Source organism: Mesorhizobium sp. M4B.F.Ca.ET.143.01.1.1, from assembly GCF_004792275.1.
Taxonomy (GTDB): domain Bacteria; phylum Pseudomonadota; class Alphaproteobacteria; order Rhizobiales; family Rhizobiaceae; genus Mesorhizobium; species Mesorhizobium abyssinicae.
Genome location: NZ_SRSR01000010.1, coordinates 130,942 through 146,207, shown reverse-complemented (window position 1 = coordinate 146,207; position 15,266 = coordinate 130,942). Strand labels below are relative to the sequence as shown.

The following is a 15,266-nucleotide window of genomic DNA, read 5'->3' as shown; positions in this document are numbered from 1 at the left end:
TTACCCGCCCTCAGCACGGGCTGTCGCGCCCCGCTGTTGGTGCACCCTCTCACGCAGGATGGTCTTGAGGACGCGCCAGCCGTCCGGGAGGGCGCGCAGATGGCTCACACCGCTGATGCGCGGAGCCTCGAAACTCGGCACCTCGACGATGTTGAGATGGCTCTTCAAGGCCCGTACGTTGATGAGGGTCTCTATCTCGAACCCATCGCAGTCGCAATTCAGCGTGCCGAGGTGCTTGGTCCAGAAGGCTATGTATCCGTAGCATAGATCGGAGAACCAACCGCCATAGAGCAACCGCACGAACAGGGTCAGCCCCCTGTTGCCGAACATCCGGAATAGCGACATGTCGTCGGTGCCGGCGCCCTGGATAAACCGTGAACCCTTAACGAGATCTGCGCCAGCCATCAGCGCACTGACAAAGACGATCGCCTCCTCCGGGACCATGGAGCCGTCGGCGTCCAGCATGATGATGATCTCACCTGTGGCGGCCCGGAATCCCGCTTGCAATGCAGCGCCCTTGCCCCGCCGGGGCTCCATGACGACCTTCACGTCCTCGCGCAGGCGGCGCGCGACCGCGACCGTGTCGTCAGTCGAACGACCGTCCACGATAATGACCTCATGCGCCCAGTTGGGGATGCGCGGCAGAAGCCAGGGGAGGTTCTCGGCTTCATTGAGCGTCGGGACGATGAAGCTCACCCGAGGCAGTGCCAGTGCCGGCTGAAGGGCAAAATCAATCGGGTCGGCCGGCGATACGGCACCGACGTGGGCGAGATTGCTGGCGAGGCGCTCATTCATGGCAGTGCTGCGAGGTCGAGGACGGGACCCAGAGGGCGCGCTGGAAGCGCGCCACACCACGCGCAGGCAAGTGCGCGGCCAGCGACAAGCCGCAGGGGCCATCTCCAATGAGCGCCACATACACGGATGTGTTTGATCCAACCATATGCGGACTCCCCGGCCACAACGAATATGAAGATGAGCTGAAAGAAGATTGGTGCGCCTATTGGAGCGCTTGTGGCCCCCTAAAGCTTTGGTTGCTGTACGAGCATACGAGCATTACCGGCGAAGATCTGAAATGGAAGGACGATGGATGGTTAGAAAGAGACAATAGATGATTAGCTCTTTTGGGCTATCCCATGCGCTCGACCGCTTTTGCAGCGGGTGGCTAATCCGGACGTGAGACCGGCAGGGAAACGAGTTGCCCATACGGCTCCGAGATTCCGCGCGCTCCGGAGACCGGCGCGTTCGGTACCAGCACTCGATAAGCGGTCGTGACCTCTCGCAACCCCCGGACATGTCCGAACAGGTCGATCACCTCCAAGCCGGACCGGCGGTTGTAGGTGTGACACCCGAAGGCTCCGGACCAAATGCGACCGACCGGGGTCTGGGCAAATTCCGACGCGCCGAGCGCATCGATCTGACAGAATGTCACCGCGCCGCCATAGCCGCGCGCGCAGTCTTGGACTGGGCGCATCGCGCGTCCGCCGTGTCGGATTACGGCGCCGGCGGGGCGGCTGAGCCCGGCATCGATCACAATGGGATTGGCAGCATGGGGCGTCCAAGACCCGGCCAGGCTCTCGGCATGGTAGAGGCTGAGAGTATCCCAGGCGGTGGACCTCCACAGCCTTGGGCTGACGAAAAACCAAAAACCCCCTTCGTGGCAGAGCGGCGTGGTATCGTAGCCCTCAATGCCTTCCATGAGGCAGGCCTCCCGTGTCCACCGGTAGGGAAATTCCACTGCCCTGTAGAGGCTGACATTCCTGGCCGCCCCCGATTCAGGGATCATCCAGATCTGACCATCCTGCTCGAACACGAACGGGTACGAGAGGTGATGCGGTTCCTCCACAACGATCCGGGGGGCGCCGGCTGTCCCATCCCGGTTCACTGCCACGACCGCAATGCACCCCCGGTTCCTCGAGTAGAGGAACTGCTCAACAAAGATGAAAGCCTGCCCCTGGTGCCGGAACGGGAACGGGTCGGCAAGGTAGCTGTCGGCATTTCCCGTGAGCACCCGAAAGCCTGCTTCGCCTTTGTCGAGCAGGCTCGCCGACTCATCGAAGCGCCAGCCGATCCCCCACATCCTACCGCCCCTCGCCAGAATGTCCAAAGCCCCGATCGCCTTCGATGCAACCGTGCCGGTCGCCCTTGCCAGAGCCGAAAGCGCGCCAAATGAAGGTACTGCCTTCCGTGGACCGGAGATACCGTGCGTAGTTGAACCGGTTTCCTCGCGCAGGGCTTTGAGGATTAGTGGCACAGCGCAGGAAAGGGCGCTGTCGAGCCTCATTGCCAGCACTTCATGGTCCGCGCTGGCCAGGCGCGCCGTCCACGGCCACAACGGGCGAGCCGTGTCGTGCAGCTCGACGACAAGATCCTGATTGTTCACCCAGGCCGCCATGACTCCGATCTCGCCGGGTGCGCCGTTGAATACCGGAGTGAGCACGCGCCGCGCCGCCGGGAGCGATCCCAGCCCGCTCACATCGATCACCACATCCACCCGGTCGGCCGGAGGCGGCGGCAGGCGCCGCAGCGCCGCGTCTACCGGGTCGACGGCGCTCTTCCCGCGAAGGCCATAGACCAGTCTTTCGAGTTCGAGGAGCAGACGGCAGACTAACGGCAGCGGCCGGCGGCCGGCCACCAAAGCGCAGGAGACTTCGTTGCCAGGCACTTCAGCAAGCGCTTCTGCCAGCCAGAGGTGCCATCGCAGTAGCCGGGACGGATCGAGATTGAGGCAGATACGCATTGTTGTTCTCGCAGCCGATTTCAAAAGGACGCCAGCTCACAACTCCACGATGACAAAGCAGCAGCGCGCCCCGCAGCGCGAGGATGGTTTCCACCCGCTGCGGTTTCGGACACTCGCCGAACATTTGATTTGGGAGATGGCTGACAGCACGGGTCCCCACTCGAGCGGCTGGAAGCGGCCAGGCACTACTATGCCCGATCGACGCTCGCCTGTGCGAGGTCAGAAGGGGTAGTCCTTCGGGGCGCTTGCGCTGTGCCTGCGACAGGAGTCACGTGGAGGGATGATTGTCGACCGGAAACGGACAAAATACGGACTGCGTAACGCGAGGTGGTTTGCGTCACGCCGGTGCGCCGCCAGACCCGCCGCGCACGCGGGCCCTGGTGATCTTCCGTGGCGAGAACCGCCCTCCGGGCAGGCCGGATCCAGTGCGTGAGGCCTGGCGTTTCAAACCAGGACCATCGCACCTTTATCCAAGAGTTTGGACAGACACTGGCAGCTCAAGTCGGGAGAAATCCTAGATGCGTATTCTGAAGCTTGCGCAATCCTATGCTTCGACTGGCGTTGGCCAAGAGGGCCACGTCCGGAACCCGAATATCGGTCTCGCTTGCGGCGCTGACGTTGTCACAACCGGTCAGCCGCGATCGAAAACCGGGCAGTCCGAGGATGGCGTCAGCAGCGAACGCCGCCCCCCTACGATCTCAGTAATTATTTGTGCCTACACTGCGGACAGGTGGGCACTGCTGCTGAAGTCGGTGGCCTCGGCTCAGGAGCAGACATTGCAGCCCTGCGAGATCATCGTATGCGTCGACCAGCCCCTGTTCCGCCGTTGTGCCGTCCAATGGGCTGACTTCGCTGCATCCACCCCCCCGATACGGGTGATCCAGAACAAATGGGACGGGCATCTCGGGTCGGCCCGAAACACGGCAGCCGAGACGGCTGCCGGAGAGATCCTGGCGTTCCTGGATGACGATGCGGCGGCCGACAAGGACTGGCTCGAGGTTCTCACCGCCCCGTACCAGGACGCGCGCATCGGCGCCGTCGGCGGGCGTCCCATTCCGGTGTTCGAGGTTGGCCGCCCGGCCTGGTTCCCTCTACAGTTCGACTGGGTGTTCGGATGTGCTTACGATGGCCTTCCGACCAGCCGAGGCCCTTCGGCCCACCTCATCGGAGCCAACATGTCGGTGCGGCGGACCCTCCTCGAGCAGGTGGGAGGGTTCCATTCCGACCATCACGACGACATGGACATGTGCCACCGCGTGGCGCACATCAAGGGCAGCGAGGCAGTCATCTATGAACCGGCGGCGACCGTCCGCCACTTTGTGCCCGCCTCACGGCCGACCTGGAAGTACTTCTGGCGCCGCTGCTTCTTCGTCAACAAGGGGAAAGTCGAGGCCTTTGCCCAGATGGGCGACGCCGCCACACTGGGTGCCGAGACCCGCTTCGTCTGGCACGCGCTGACCAGGGGCGTTCCGCGCGAGATTTTGCAAGCGGCCAAGGGCGACGCCCACGGGCTGGCGCGATGCGCGGCAATAATCGTTGGCGTGGGTCTTGCCGCGGCAGGCCATGTCACCGGCCGGATCGCGCTGCTGCGCCGCCTGCGCCGGCTGCGTCAGGCCAACAAGCAGATACTGGACGCAGCCGCGCAAGGTATTAGACGTGGGAAGTAGATGCCGTCTTCGCTAATCATCGGGTCGGGTCCGGCTGCAGCCGCCGCCGTGTTGGCGCTGTCCGAAAAACCGGACGAGAAGATAACCGTGTTCGATCCGGGCACCGTGCTGGACGCGGAGACCCAGGAGGTAATAGCCAGGCTGTCCAGGCTGCGTGTCGACGACTGGGATGAGGAGGACGTCCGCCGGGTCAGCCTGCAGCCCAAGCGGGTCCAGTCCGACTCGCTGCCTGAAAAGAGAAGCTACGGATCCGATTTCCCGTTTGCCAACAAGGGCCAGCTCGACCGCGTCCATTCCGTGGGCAGAGTGAACCCGGCGGTCATATCGAGCGCCTACGGCGGGTTTAGCAATGTCTGGGGGGCCCAAATCATGCCCTTCAGCGCCGCCACGTTCAAGGGATGGCCGGTCGACTTCTCGGATATGGAAGAGCACTATCGGACGATCCTGGGTCACATTCCTTTCGCTGGAGAGTCCGACGATCTCGAGGAGTGGTTTCCGCTCATCGGATCCCCGGACCCGCTTCCGCCGCTGGCGCCGCGGACACAGATGGTCCTGGCCAATTACCACCGGCACCGCGAGCGAGTGCGCTCCACCGGCATAACGATAGGCCGCGCCCGGCTCGCCTTCGCTGCCCCCGAATGCCAGCCCTGCGGCCTGTGCATGACCGGGTGCCCACGGTCGCTGATCTTCTCGGCCTCGCACAGCTTCGATCGCTTCCGGCGAAACGGGAGGATCGACTACCGCAGCGGGTTGCTCGCGGTGCGAGTCGAACAGGATGGCGACACGGCCGTCGTGCACGCCCGGGAACTGTCGAGCGGCCATATCCAGCGATTCACGGCCGACCGGGTCTTCGTGGGCTGCGGAGCAATCGGGACCACAAGGCTGATGCTAGGCTCGCTCAGGTCGGACCAGCCGGTACATCTTTCGGAATCTGCTCAGTTCGTTCTTCCAATGATTTCCATGAAGCCAACACCCGACCCACGTGCAAGGCGCGAGTTCACACTCAACCAGTTCACCATGGTCATCGCCCGGGACGACGAAGGCTTGGATGTTTCACAGATTCACTTCTACCCGTTCAACCAGGCATATTACGATGCGCTTCCCGGGTTCCTCAAACACCGCGCCGCCGCCTTCGCGACCGATCGGCTGCTCAGCCGGTTGACGGTAGGCCTGGGCTACTTGCCGTCCTGGGCATCACCTAAGATCCGGGTGAGCGCCCAGCTGTCCGCAGCAGCTCCTGACGAGCTTCCCCAGATTACCCTCACTTCGGAGGGCTTCAGCAAGGCCAGGGTCAGGGGCAAATGTGTGCCTCCGATGCTGCCTGACGTAATAAGGCGGATCCGCAAAGCGGCACCTTACCTGGACTTGTGGCCAGTCACGCCGCAGATGCTATGGTCGGGCGGAGCCAAGAGCTACCACTTTGGCGGCAGCTTTCCTCACGCCAATGAGCCGGACTCCGGGAGTGCGACGACAGACCGCCTCGGGCGGCTGGCGCGCTGGGACCGGATCCATCTCATCGACGGGTCGGTTTTCCCAAGTGTTCCGGCAACCACCTTTACCCTGACGGTGATGGCTAATTCGCATCGCATCGCTCGCGAAGCGATGCAGCTGATGGCTTGAGCGTTCGATGCGGGTCGGTATCACCGGAGCGAACGGATATGTCGGGACCATCCTGCGTGCCGCCTTCGCCGAACAAGGGCATGAGGTCATCGCGTTCGCCCGTTCGAACCGGGTGACCTCCGGGCCTGCCGCCGGCGTCACTGAGTGGCGCCCGTACGAGATCAAAAGCCCACTGTCGGGGGCAGCATTCAGCGACCTGGATGTGCTCATCCACGGCGCATGGGACCTGACCCTCGTCAGCGCCGGCGATGTGTGGGGCACCAATGTGTCCGGCTCGCAGCACCTCCTCCGCAATGCGGTCGACGCGGGGGTTCGCCGGGTCATTTTCATCTCCTCGATGTCCGCCTGGGAGGGAACCCAACAGTTGTACGGTCAGGCGAAGCTGGCCTGCGAACGCACCGCCGGCAGTCTGGGAGCTGTCTCCACCCGGCTCGGCCTGGTGTACGGCCCTGGTTGGGGCGGGATGGCAGGCGCGCTCCGCAAGCTCACCACGCTGCCGGTCACACCCCTGATCGGGGCGCGCTCCCATCAGTTCATGGTGCATGAGGCGGACATGGCAACCGCCATGGTGCGAATTGCCGAGTCGGACATGCCGCTGCTGGAACCGGTAGGGCTGGCCAACCCCGAACCGGTGCCGTTCCGACAGCTCATGAACGAGATCGCCGCATCGCAAGGCAGAGCACTGCACGCCGTCCCCGTGCCCTGGCAGTTTGTCAGTGGCGCGCTCAAGGCAGCTGAGGCCCTGCATGTCCCCCTGCCCTTCCGATCCGACTCCATCCTCGGGCTCGTGCGCCCGGCGCGTGCGGTTCCCGGCGTAGAGCGGCTCAGGCAACTCGGTATCGAGTTTCGGAGCTTCTCGCTGGATGGCGACGGCCCCTCATCCGGGGCATTGCGTCGGTATTCTTAGTCGAAGGCCGGTTCGATCCGCCAGAGACGCAAACGGCGAAACTTTGCGGCCGGCACGATCGCAAGGATCCGCGGCAGCGTCGCCGCACAGGCGGGCGCGATGCGATTCAGTCCGGATCAGCAAAATGGGGCTACCCCCGAGGAATAATCGCGGATCGAAGAAAACCATGCAATGATTCACAAAGACGCAAGAGACGCATGACCTCAAAGACGAGCGCAGAGGTTAACGCCGAGCCCCCGTCGAATTCCCTGTTTGTCCGGCGGTGAAGGCTTGCAAACGGAAGTCATTGCAGAATCCGGAGGACTTGTGGCGCGAAAGCTTGCGCACAAGAGGTAAGGGGCAATCCGATTGGGTGAACCGCGCGCCATCTTCGTATCGGGAGTGGCCGGCTTTGTAGGAAGCAGGCTTGCAAGGATCTTTGTTGACCGCGGATATCCGGTCTTCGGCTTTGACAATCTGTCGCGAGGCTCTCGGGAAAACCTGAACGGACTTCTCTCGCATGAGAGGTTCTTTTTCGAGAAAGTGGATCTCTCAGACGCGGCTGCGGTGAGAACCCGATTTTTGAATTGTCACGGTCGCATTCCGATTTCCGAAGTCTGGCACATGGCTGCCAATTCAGACATTCCCGCAGGAATCGCCGATGCCTCTGTCGATCTGCGCGATACCTTTCTGACGACGTTCAACGTGTTGGACGCAATGAAGGCGGCAGAGGTTCCGTTCCTTGCTTTCGCTTCCAGCTCAGCCGTGTACGGCGATTTGGGGGAGGCTCCGATCAGAGAGGATGTCGGGCCGCTGCTGCCGATTTCCAACTACGGCGCCATGAAGCTCGCATCGGAAGCGCTAATCAGCGCAGCCGTCGAGAATTGGTTGGCGCGGGCCTTGATTTTTCGCTTTCCGAACGTGATCGGCGTTCCGGCAACACATGGCGTCATTCTGGATTTCGTCAGAAAGCTGAAGATCACACCAAACAAGCTGAATGTCTTGGGATCGGGCCGGCAACGGAAGGCCTATCTTCACGTCAATGACCTGATCGATGCGATCGTCTACCTGCGTGCAAACGCATCCGAGCGGCTTGGCTGCTACAATATCGGCCCCGAGGACAAAGGGGTAACCGTCAGCTTCATAGCGGAAACGACCGTCGAGGCCGTCGCACCGGGCGCGGGGATCGAATACGGATTTGAAGATCGCGGTTGGACGGGGGATGTTCCCCGGTTTTCCTATGACGTAGCAAAGCTCCGTGCACTCGGTTGGCGGCCCCAGCTTGGATCGGCCGACGCTGTCCGAAAAGCCGTCGTGGAAATCGTGCGGCAGGAAGGACACCCGTGATGCAAGCCGTGGTACTTGCGGGTGGTCTGGGGACACGGCTCAGGGGCCGGATCGGTGATTTGCCCAAGTCGCTGGCCAACATTGGTGGCACGCCGCTTCTCGAGCATCAAATCCTCCTCGCCAAGCAACACGGGATCGAGAGGATCTTGATCCTGGTGAACCATGCAGCCGAGCAGATCGTGGAATTTTGCACTCAGCGCGGGAATTGGGGGATTGACGTTCGTTGTGTAGATGACGGTGCACCTCGCGGGACTGCCGGAGCGGTTCTGTCTGTTTTGCATCTGCTCGACGACGACTTCCTCACCATCTACGGCGACACGATGCTCGACGTCGATCTCACCCGCTTCAAGTGCTTCCATGAAAAACACAAGGCAGCAGCCGCAACTGTTTTCACCCATCCGAATGATCACCCGCAAGATTCCGATCTGATCGAAACGTCGGAAGATGGCGTGGTTGCCGCGTTCCATCCTTATCCACACGATCCCGGTTGCTTTTATCCCAACAAAGTCAGCGCGGCTCTTTACTACATTCGAAGACAAGCCCTGTACCCGTGGCGCGCCGCGGCAACTCCGCTGGATTTTGGCAAAGATCTCTTTCCTGAAATGCTTCGGGCCGGCGCGGAGATCAGAAGCTATAGCAGCCCTGAGTACATAAAAGACGCGGGAACCCCGGCGAGACTTGACAAGGCCTGCGCCGACCTTGCCTCCGGCCGCATAGCCCGAGCTTCACTCGCTTCTCCGCAGAAAGCAGTATTTTTGGACAGGGATGGGTGCATCAATGTCGACTATGGGCACATCGATCGTCCCGAACGCTTCGAACTGATCGAGGGGGCCGCGGCCGCGATCGCCTGTTTCAACCAGGCCGAATACCGGGCAATCGTCGTCACCAACCAACCCGTTGTGGCGAGAGGAGGATGCTCTGTACGAGACTTGCGGATGATCCATAACAAGATGGAGACCGAGCTTGGCCGCCACGGGGCTTTTGTCGATGCCATCTACTACTGCCCGCACCATCCAGACCGCGGCTTTGCCGGCGAGGTTGAAGCGCTAAAGGTCCACTGTGAATGCCGCAAGCCCGCCACCGGGTTGGTCGACCAGGCGGTCGAGGCGTTCAATATCGATCGCAGACAATCCTGGGTCATCGGCGATTCCTCTGCCGACGTCGCACTCGCAAAACGGTCCGGCATCAGATCGATTCTGGTCGAGACGGGCGCGGGCGGGCTGGACAGCAAGTATCATGTCATGCCCGACTATACCGTCCCAGACTTGTTCGAGGCTGCCAAGTTCATTCTCACCGTTCACCCGACCTTGGTCGACACGGCATCTGATCTGATCGCGCATGTGAAGCCGGGTGATGTGTGTTTCGTGGCAGGGCTCTCCCGGAGCGGAAAGAGTGTCCTTTCCAGCGCTATCGCCGAGGTGCTTCGCGGCCGCGGCATTGATGCACAAGTCGTTGCCCTTGATCGCTGGATACGGTCCGCCGCCGATCGCAAGGCAACGGTGATGGGTCGCTACGACATGAACGAGATCAGGAAGGTTCTAAGCCGCCTGGTCGGCGTTCGTTCTCGCGAGACGCTCGATCTGCCCTACTACGAAAAGCTGAGCCGCATATCGCATCCAAGATCGGAAAAGATAAGCATTTCTCCGGAAACCGTCCTGGTCGTGGAAGGATCCGTCGCTCTTTCGCTGTCCGATGTGGTTTTGCCCGGTCGTGCACACACATTCTTCGTTGATATCGATGAGGAGCTGAGGAGGTACCGAGTAACGCGGGAATACTCGCGTCGAGGCGTGGATCGGGAGGCTGCAGCGCGTATCTACAGCTCCCGCCAGGAGGACGAGACACCAATCGTTCTGGCATCGCGGGCGCGCGCCAACCATTGTGTCCGATTGCGGGCGATCGAGCTGATTGAGGCCGTGGGATGATTATCAGCCAGACGCCGCTTCGAGTGAGCTTCGTGGGAGGTGGCAGCGATCTGCCTGCCTTCTATCGGGAGGAAGGCGGCGCCGTCCTAAGTGTTGCTATCGACAAGTACGTCTACGTGAATGTGAACCGCAAGTTCGATAACGGCACTCGAATCGCTTATTCCAAAACGGAAGAGGTCGATAGCGTTGAGGATATCCAGCATCCGATTGTCAGGGCGACGATGGGATACCTTGGGATATGCGGGGGCGTTGAAATAACGACTATTGCCGATATTCCATCCAAGGGAACCGGACTTGGATCATCGAGCGCTTTTACGGTTGGCCTTCTGCACGCGCTGAACGCGTTCCGAGGGCAATATGTCTCCAAGGCAAAGCTCGGTGCCGATAGTTGTTGCATCGAGATCGAACTTTGTGGCGCGCCCATTGGAAGGCAGGATCAATACGCCGCCGCCTTCGGCGGATTGAATCTCATCGAGTTTCACTGCGATGACAGCGTTTCGGTGTCACCGCTCATATGCCCGCGTAATTTCATCGCTTCGATCGAGAAGCAAGTTCTCATGTTCTACACCGGCATTACTCGCAGTGCTTCGGACATTCTCGTACGCCAGTCGGAGGGGATCGCAAAAGCGCCGGACAAGCGCAAAGCGCTGAGGCGGATGGTCGGGCTCACCTATCAGCTTCGTGATGAACTACATCGATGCAACCTCGACGCCTTCGGCGAAATCCTCCACGAGAACTGGCTCTTAAAAAAGAGCCTCTCTGAGGAAATCACGAACGATGCAATCGATCACTGGTACCAGACCGCAATGCGGGCGGGTGCCACGGGCGGCAAGCTGCTGGGAGCAGGTGCAGGAGGTTTTCTCATGTTCTTCGCACCTCTCGATCGCCACGACGCCATCAAAGCGGCCCTAGGGGACCTAAAGCACTTCCCTGTCAAGTTCGACTTCGCCGGGAGCCGCATCGTTCACTATCAACCGACATCGGAGTCCACCCAATGAAACATTTTGGCGGCAGTAATCAATCAACCGACATCGGAGCCCGCTCAATAAAAAATGTTGGCGGCAGTGCTCAAGGCTATTTCAAGAAACTCGAGATCGTCCTGGCTTCATTGGACCACCAAAGCATCGATGATGCAGTGGCCTTGGTCGCGCAGGCACAGGAGGATGGCAAGCAGATAATCACGCTTGGAAATGGTGGCAGTTCGCTCACGGCGCTGCATTTCATCACGGACTGGAACAAGAGCATCTATCTTTCCACGAAGCGCCCGTTTCGTGGCCGGACGCTGGTCGACAATGTGGGCCTTACGTTTGCATACGCGAACGATGTTTCTTTCCAGGATGTGTTCGTCGAGCAGCTGAAGAACATCCTGAACGAGGGCGACTTGGTCATCGCAATATCGGGAAGCGGAAACTCGGAAAACGTTCTGCGCGCCGTTCGATACGCCAATGATCATGGCGCAGTTACGTTAGGCCTTTGCGGATTCGGCGGAGGCACGCTCCGGCAGATCGCCCAACATGTGGTCTGGGTCAATGTGAATGACATGCAAATTGCGGAGGATATACATTCCATGTTCGGGCATGTCGTCATGCAGCGTCTTTGTCTTGCGAGTACACAAAAGTGGAGCGATCGGCGACAGCGGCGCAGCGCTGCTGGAGGCTTCAATGCAAATCCAGCTAGCGCCGAGACGGGCTGGCAATCCTGATCGAGAACAGGCGATGCCCCATTATCGGCTCTACGTTCTGGACGAACGCGGCCAGTTCATGGGCGGGGTCAACCTTGCCTGCACGGACGACGGCGCGGCGCAAGAGCACGCCAGGCAGTTAGCAGACGGCCACGAGGTGGAGCTTTGGCGACTGGTTGCGCGGCTCAGATCTGACAATCCACGGGGCCGTCCCGCGGCGACGAAACCCCTTCGCGCACCAGGGCCACGTTTCAGCCATTTCAACAAGCCGCCCAAACGCATCCTGGTGCCACCCAGATCTTGAACGCCATGATCGCTATGCAGGCACGTTGGGGTCGCGAGTGAACGGCCTGTCTGGTGCCGTCGGCGCGGCGCCCGATGACGCCAGCCTTCCACTATGCGAACGACCGCTCGAACCCAAGCTGCGCAACATTTTCAGCCAACGGACACGGTTTGGCAGGACGTCGGGAAGGCGGTTCCAGTGCGGCCGTTCGATCACTTTCCATATTAGAATGTGTTAATAAGTTATGTTAGTAATTTGTTAACAGGCATTCTGCCAGCCTCATTCTCGCCGCAAATCGTGGTAGGGTCGCCGACGTCACGTACATCATCCTTAATGATCAATTCATGCAGGTACAAAACGATGTGAGTGAATAAGTTAAGAAGCGGAAATGCCTGCGTTTTGCTTGGGTGCGCGGGTCGAATTAAAACAAAAAAGACGCAATGAACCAAGGATCTACCGTGCTTATACTACAAGGCATGCTTGGCTGTGCTCCCGCCGGGCGAGATGTGAGCATTCCCGTCGACAAAACCCGCCACCGATGATGCGTTCGACGTTAGGCTCGCTCGACAATATGTCTAGTGCGAGGCCTTCCAAACCTCAGTTACTTTGAAATCCATTCGCAGTGCCTGACTGCGAGCAGGCGACATGTCGCGCAGCTTGGCGATGCGCGGCAGTGGAGTTCTCTATTTTTTTCAGCGCCAAAGAAGGATCTCGGAATGACTCTTTCCGCCCCCGCAGGCTATACTTCCAGCGACCTCGTCTACGAGGAAAACTTCTCCGGCACGACGCTCGGCAGCGATTGGAATACCTACATCACCAGCAATGCCGCCGACGGCTGGGCATGGAATAGCAATGGGTCGGGAGGAAGCACGCCGGGCGGCCCATATAATGCCGACTACGATATGCCGAGCCAGGTGTCGGTGAGCAACGGGTACCTGGATCTCACGGCGATCAAACAGGCCATCAACGGCGTAAATCAGGGTGGGGTGTCACAGACATTCCCGATCACGTCCGGCGCCGTCAGCAGCTATGGCAACTTTGAATTCAACGGCGGCTACCTTCAGATCAGCATGAAGGCGCCGAGCGGCGACGGCGCATGGCCAGGCCTCTGGCTGATGCCCGGCGATGGCGCGGGCAGCAGCGGCGACAATTTCGAGCTCGACATACAGGAGGGTGGATTTACCGGTTCGGGGTCGGCTGACAACAACTTCTCCTGGCACCTCCACGGGCCATCAGGGTGGGTCGGCGACACTATCGACAGCGGCATCGACCTCACGGGCGGCTTCCACACTTACGGCATCAACTGGGTGCCCGGTGAATCGATCACCTGGTATCTGGACGGCAAACAGATGGCGCAAGTGACCAGCGCCCAGGTCGCGATCCCGGATGAGCCGATGCAATTGATGATGAACCTGGGGGTCGCGAATGACAACGCGAGCGGGTGGCATACGGCTCTGGATGGTTCGACCCCATCGTCGATGCAAATGCTGATCGACGGGGTTCAGCTTTATCAGAAGGCGGGCAGCGGCGACACCGTCACGGGCGCCAACGTCACTCCCTCGACGACGTCATCGACCCAGACCCCGACGACGCCGACGGTCCAGCCGGCGGTGACTCAGGTCGCCGCTTCGCCGGGAACGGGAAACGAGCATGCCGGCGATGCCATCACATTGACGGTCGCCTTCAACAAGGCCGTGACCGTCACGGGCACGCCTACACTGTCGCTCAATGACGGCGGAAAGGCCAGCTATCTCAGTGGCTCTGGCACCAGCGCGCTCACCTTCCGCACCACGGTCGCTTCGACCGACAAGGATACCTCGGCGCTCGCCATCACCGGGGTCAATCTTCCGAGCGGCGCGAGCATCAAGGATGCGTCCGGTGTTGCGGCGAACCTCTCGGGCGCGGTGAAGACGTTCTCCGGGCTCCAGATCGATCCGATCTTGCCGGCGGTGACGCAGGCCACAGCCTCGCCGGGAACCGGCACCGAGCACGTCGGAGACACGGTCACGCTGACACTCGGCTTCAACGAGGCCGTGGCGGTATCGGGCACGCCGACGCTGTCGCTCAACAATGGCGCGACCGCCACCTATGTGGGCGGCTCCGGAACGAGCGCGCTCAACTTCCGCATCACGGTCGCGTCGACCCACACGAGTACCTCGGCACTTGCCATCACCGGGGTCAATCTTCCGAACGGTGCGAGCATCAAGGACGCCGGCGGTGTCGCTGCGAACCTTGCGGCCGCGGTGAAGACGTTCTCCGGTCTCCAGATCGCGACGTCATCGGCAGCCCCAACAACCCCAACCACCCCAACGACCCCCACCGTCCCTACAACCCCCACCATCCCAACAACCCCAACGACCCCGTCAGTGATCGCGCCGGTCCTCACCATCGCTGACAAAACGCTCGACGTGAGCGGGCTGGGCGGTACGGTCGACCTCGGGGTCAAGGTGACAACGACCGACCCCAACGACCTCGTGACCGTGAAGGTGACGGGCTTGCCGAGGTACGAGACGATCACCGACAAACTCGATGGTAAGACGTTTAGTGGCAAGAACATCACCTTGACGGCAGCGCAGGTCGACAGCGGATTGACGCTGCAATCGAACTACAGGGGCGCGGCTCATCCGGTGGCGACGCTGACGCTGACGGCAACGGCGAAGGACCCGGTCACCGGCGCCGTCGCAACAGCCTCGCCGCAGACCATCGCCGTAACGGATCCTCGGCCTGCGACCATCACAACGTCGTCGCTGGCGGTCACCCATACGGATCGCAAGCTTGCTCCCGCCAATTGGCAACGGTCCTTGGCAGCCCAGGGCTCTGCGCTGCTGAACGAGCACAGGGACCTGGTCGCCGGCGCCACCAGAACCTTGGCGCCCCAAAACACCGCCATGGCGGATCACCCATTTGCGACCGGCACAGCCAGAGCGTCGCTGGCAAGCCAGAGCTTTGCGCTGCTGAGCCAGTACTTGGCCGGTAATTCCGGCCCGGTCGATCCCGGCCAGATCGTGGCTTCCTTGTCGAATAATGGAGGCAATTGGAATCACGACTCGTACCTGACCAGACCGCAACATTGATCGCCGCCGCACCCGGGGGTTCGGCCCTGGGTGCGGCGCCGTCAAGTTT

At 61.0% G+C, this 15,266-nt stretch carries 11 protein-coding genes; 9 read left to right on the top strand and 2 right to left on the bottom strand.

The features are described from left to right. Positions 1-795 carry a glycosyltransferase family 2 protein gene (locus tag EN786_RS23630; RefSeq protein ID WP_127309827.1) on the bottom strand — a complete coding sequence of 265 codons (795 nt, stop codon included), beginning with the start codon at positions 793-795 and terminating at the stop codon, positions 1-3. 107 nt (positions 796-902) lie between these two features. On the opposite strand from EN786_RS23630, the gene EN786_RS23625 reads away from it, so the two are divergent. Next, positions 903-1,112 (top strand): hypothetical protein, encoded by a 210-nt coding sequence (locus tag EN786_RS23625; RefSeq protein ID WP_127309826.1) that lies wholly within the window; start codon positions 903-905, stop codon positions 1,110-1,112. A gap of 50 nt (positions 1,113-1,162) precedes the next feature. On the opposite strand, the gene EN786_RS23620 is transcribed toward EN786_RS23625, so the two are convergent. Continuing rightward, the gene (locus EN786_RS23620) at positions 1,163-2,737 is read right to left on the bottom strand and encodes a hypothetical protein (RefSeq protein WP_127309825.1); all 1,575 of its coding nucleotides are present in this window, start codon (positions 2,735-2,737) and stop codon (positions 1,163-1,165) included. Positions 2,738-3,255: 518 nt separating this feature from the next. Here EN786_RS23620 and EN786_RS23615 point away from each other — a divergent pair. The 8 genes from EN786_RS23615 (at position 3,256) to EN786_RS23580 (ending at position 15,217) form a co-directional block, all read left to right on the top strand. After that, positions 3,256-4,404 carry a glycosyltransferase gene (locus EN786_RS23615; protein WP_127309824.1) on the top strand — a complete coding sequence of 383 codons (1,149 nt, stop codon included), beginning with the start codon at positions 3,256-3,258 and terminating at the stop codon, positions 4,402-4,404. Continuing rightward, positions 4,405-6,024 carry a GMC oxidoreductase gene (locus tag EN786_RS23610; RefSeq protein WP_127309823.1) on the top strand — a complete coding sequence of 540 codons (1,620 nt, stop codon included), beginning with the start codon at positions 4,405-4,407 and terminating at the stop codon, positions 6,022-6,024. Positions 6,025-6,031: 7 nt separating this feature from the next. Beyond that, a complete protein-coding gene (locus EN786_RS23605; RefSeq protein ID WP_127309822.1) occupies positions 6,032-6,931 on the top strand; it encodes an NAD-dependent epimerase/dehydratase family protein in 900 nt (299 codons plus the stop codon). A gap of 348 nt (positions 6,932-7,279) precedes the next feature. After that, positions 7,280-8,257 (top strand): NAD-dependent epimerase/dehydratase family protein, encoded by a 978-nt coding sequence (locus EN786_RS23600; RefSeq protein ID WP_210212288.1) that lies wholly within the window; start codon positions 7,280-7,282, stop codon positions 8,255-8,257. Next, the gene (locus EN786_RS23595) at positions 8,257-10,179 is read left to right on the top strand and encodes an HAD-IIIA family hydrolase (protein WP_127390825.1); all 1,923 of its coding nucleotides are present in this window, start codon (positions 8,257-8,259) and stop codon (positions 10,177-10,179) included. The genes EN786_RS23600 and EN786_RS23595 overlap by 1 nt, the downstream gene beginning before the upstream one ends. Further along, positions 10,176-11,177 (top strand): GHMP kinase, encoded by a 1,002-nt coding sequence (locus tag EN786_RS23590; protein ID WP_127285299.1) that lies wholly within the window; start codon positions 10,176-10,178, stop codon positions 11,175-11,177. The genes EN786_RS23595 and EN786_RS23590 overlap by 4 nt, the downstream gene beginning before the upstream one ends. Next, complete coding sequence (locus tag EN786_RS23585; protein WP_127285298.1) at positions 11,174-11,881, top strand: SIS domain-containing protein; 708 nt, start codon at positions 11,174-11,176, stop codon at positions 11,879-11,881. Before EN786_RS23590 ends, EN786_RS23585 begins: the two co-directional genes overlap by 4 nt. Positions 11,882-12,859: 978 nt before the next feature. After that, complete coding sequence (locus tag EN786_RS23580; protein WP_135858495.1) at positions 12,860-15,217, top strand: glycoside hydrolase family 16 protein; 2,358 nt, start codon at positions 12,860-12,862, stop codon at positions 15,215-15,217. Positions 15,218-15,266 lie beyond the last annotated feature (49 nt).

Bases quoted from the DNA above. Each gene is read 5' to 3' on its own strand.
- EN786_RS23630 (WP_127309827.1), bottom strand. From the start codon at position 795: ATGAATGAGCGCCTCGCCAGCAATCTCGCCCACGTCGGTGCCGTATCG.
- EN786_RS23625 (WP_127309826.1), top strand. From the start codon at position 903: ATGAGCGCCACATACACGGATGTGTTTGATCCAACCATATGCGGACTC.
- EN786_RS23620 (WP_127309825.1), bottom strand. From the start codon at position 2,737: ATGCGTATCTGCCTCAATCTCGATCCGTCCCGGCTACTGCGATGGCAC.
- EN786_RS23615 (WP_127309824.1), top strand. From the start codon at position 3,256: ATGCGTATTCTGAAGCTTGCGCAATCCTATGCTTCGACTGGCGTTGGC.
- EN786_RS23610 (WP_127309823.1), top strand. From the start codon at position 4,405: ATGCCGTCTTCGCTAATCATCGGGTCGGGTCCGGCTGCAGCCGCCGCC.
- EN786_RS23605 (WP_127309822.1), top strand. From the start codon at position 6,032: ATGCGGGTCGGTATCACCGGAGCGAACGGATATGTCGGGACCATCCTG.
- EN786_RS23595 (WP_127390825.1), top strand. From the start codon at position 8,257: ATGCAAGCCGTGGTACTTGCGGGTGGTCTGGGGACACGGCTCAGGGGC.
- EN786_RS23590 (WP_127285299.1), top strand. From the start codon at position 10,176: ATGATTATCAGCCAGACGCCGCTTCGAGTGAGCTTCGTGGGAGGTGGC.
- EN786_RS23585 (WP_127285298.1), top strand. From the start codon at position 11,174: ATGAAACATTTTGGCGGCAGTAATCAATCAACCGACATCGGAGCCCGC.
- EN786_RS23580 (WP_135858495.1), top strand. From the start codon at position 12,860: ATGACTCTTTCCGCCCCCGCAGGCTATACTTCCAGCGACCTCGTCTAC.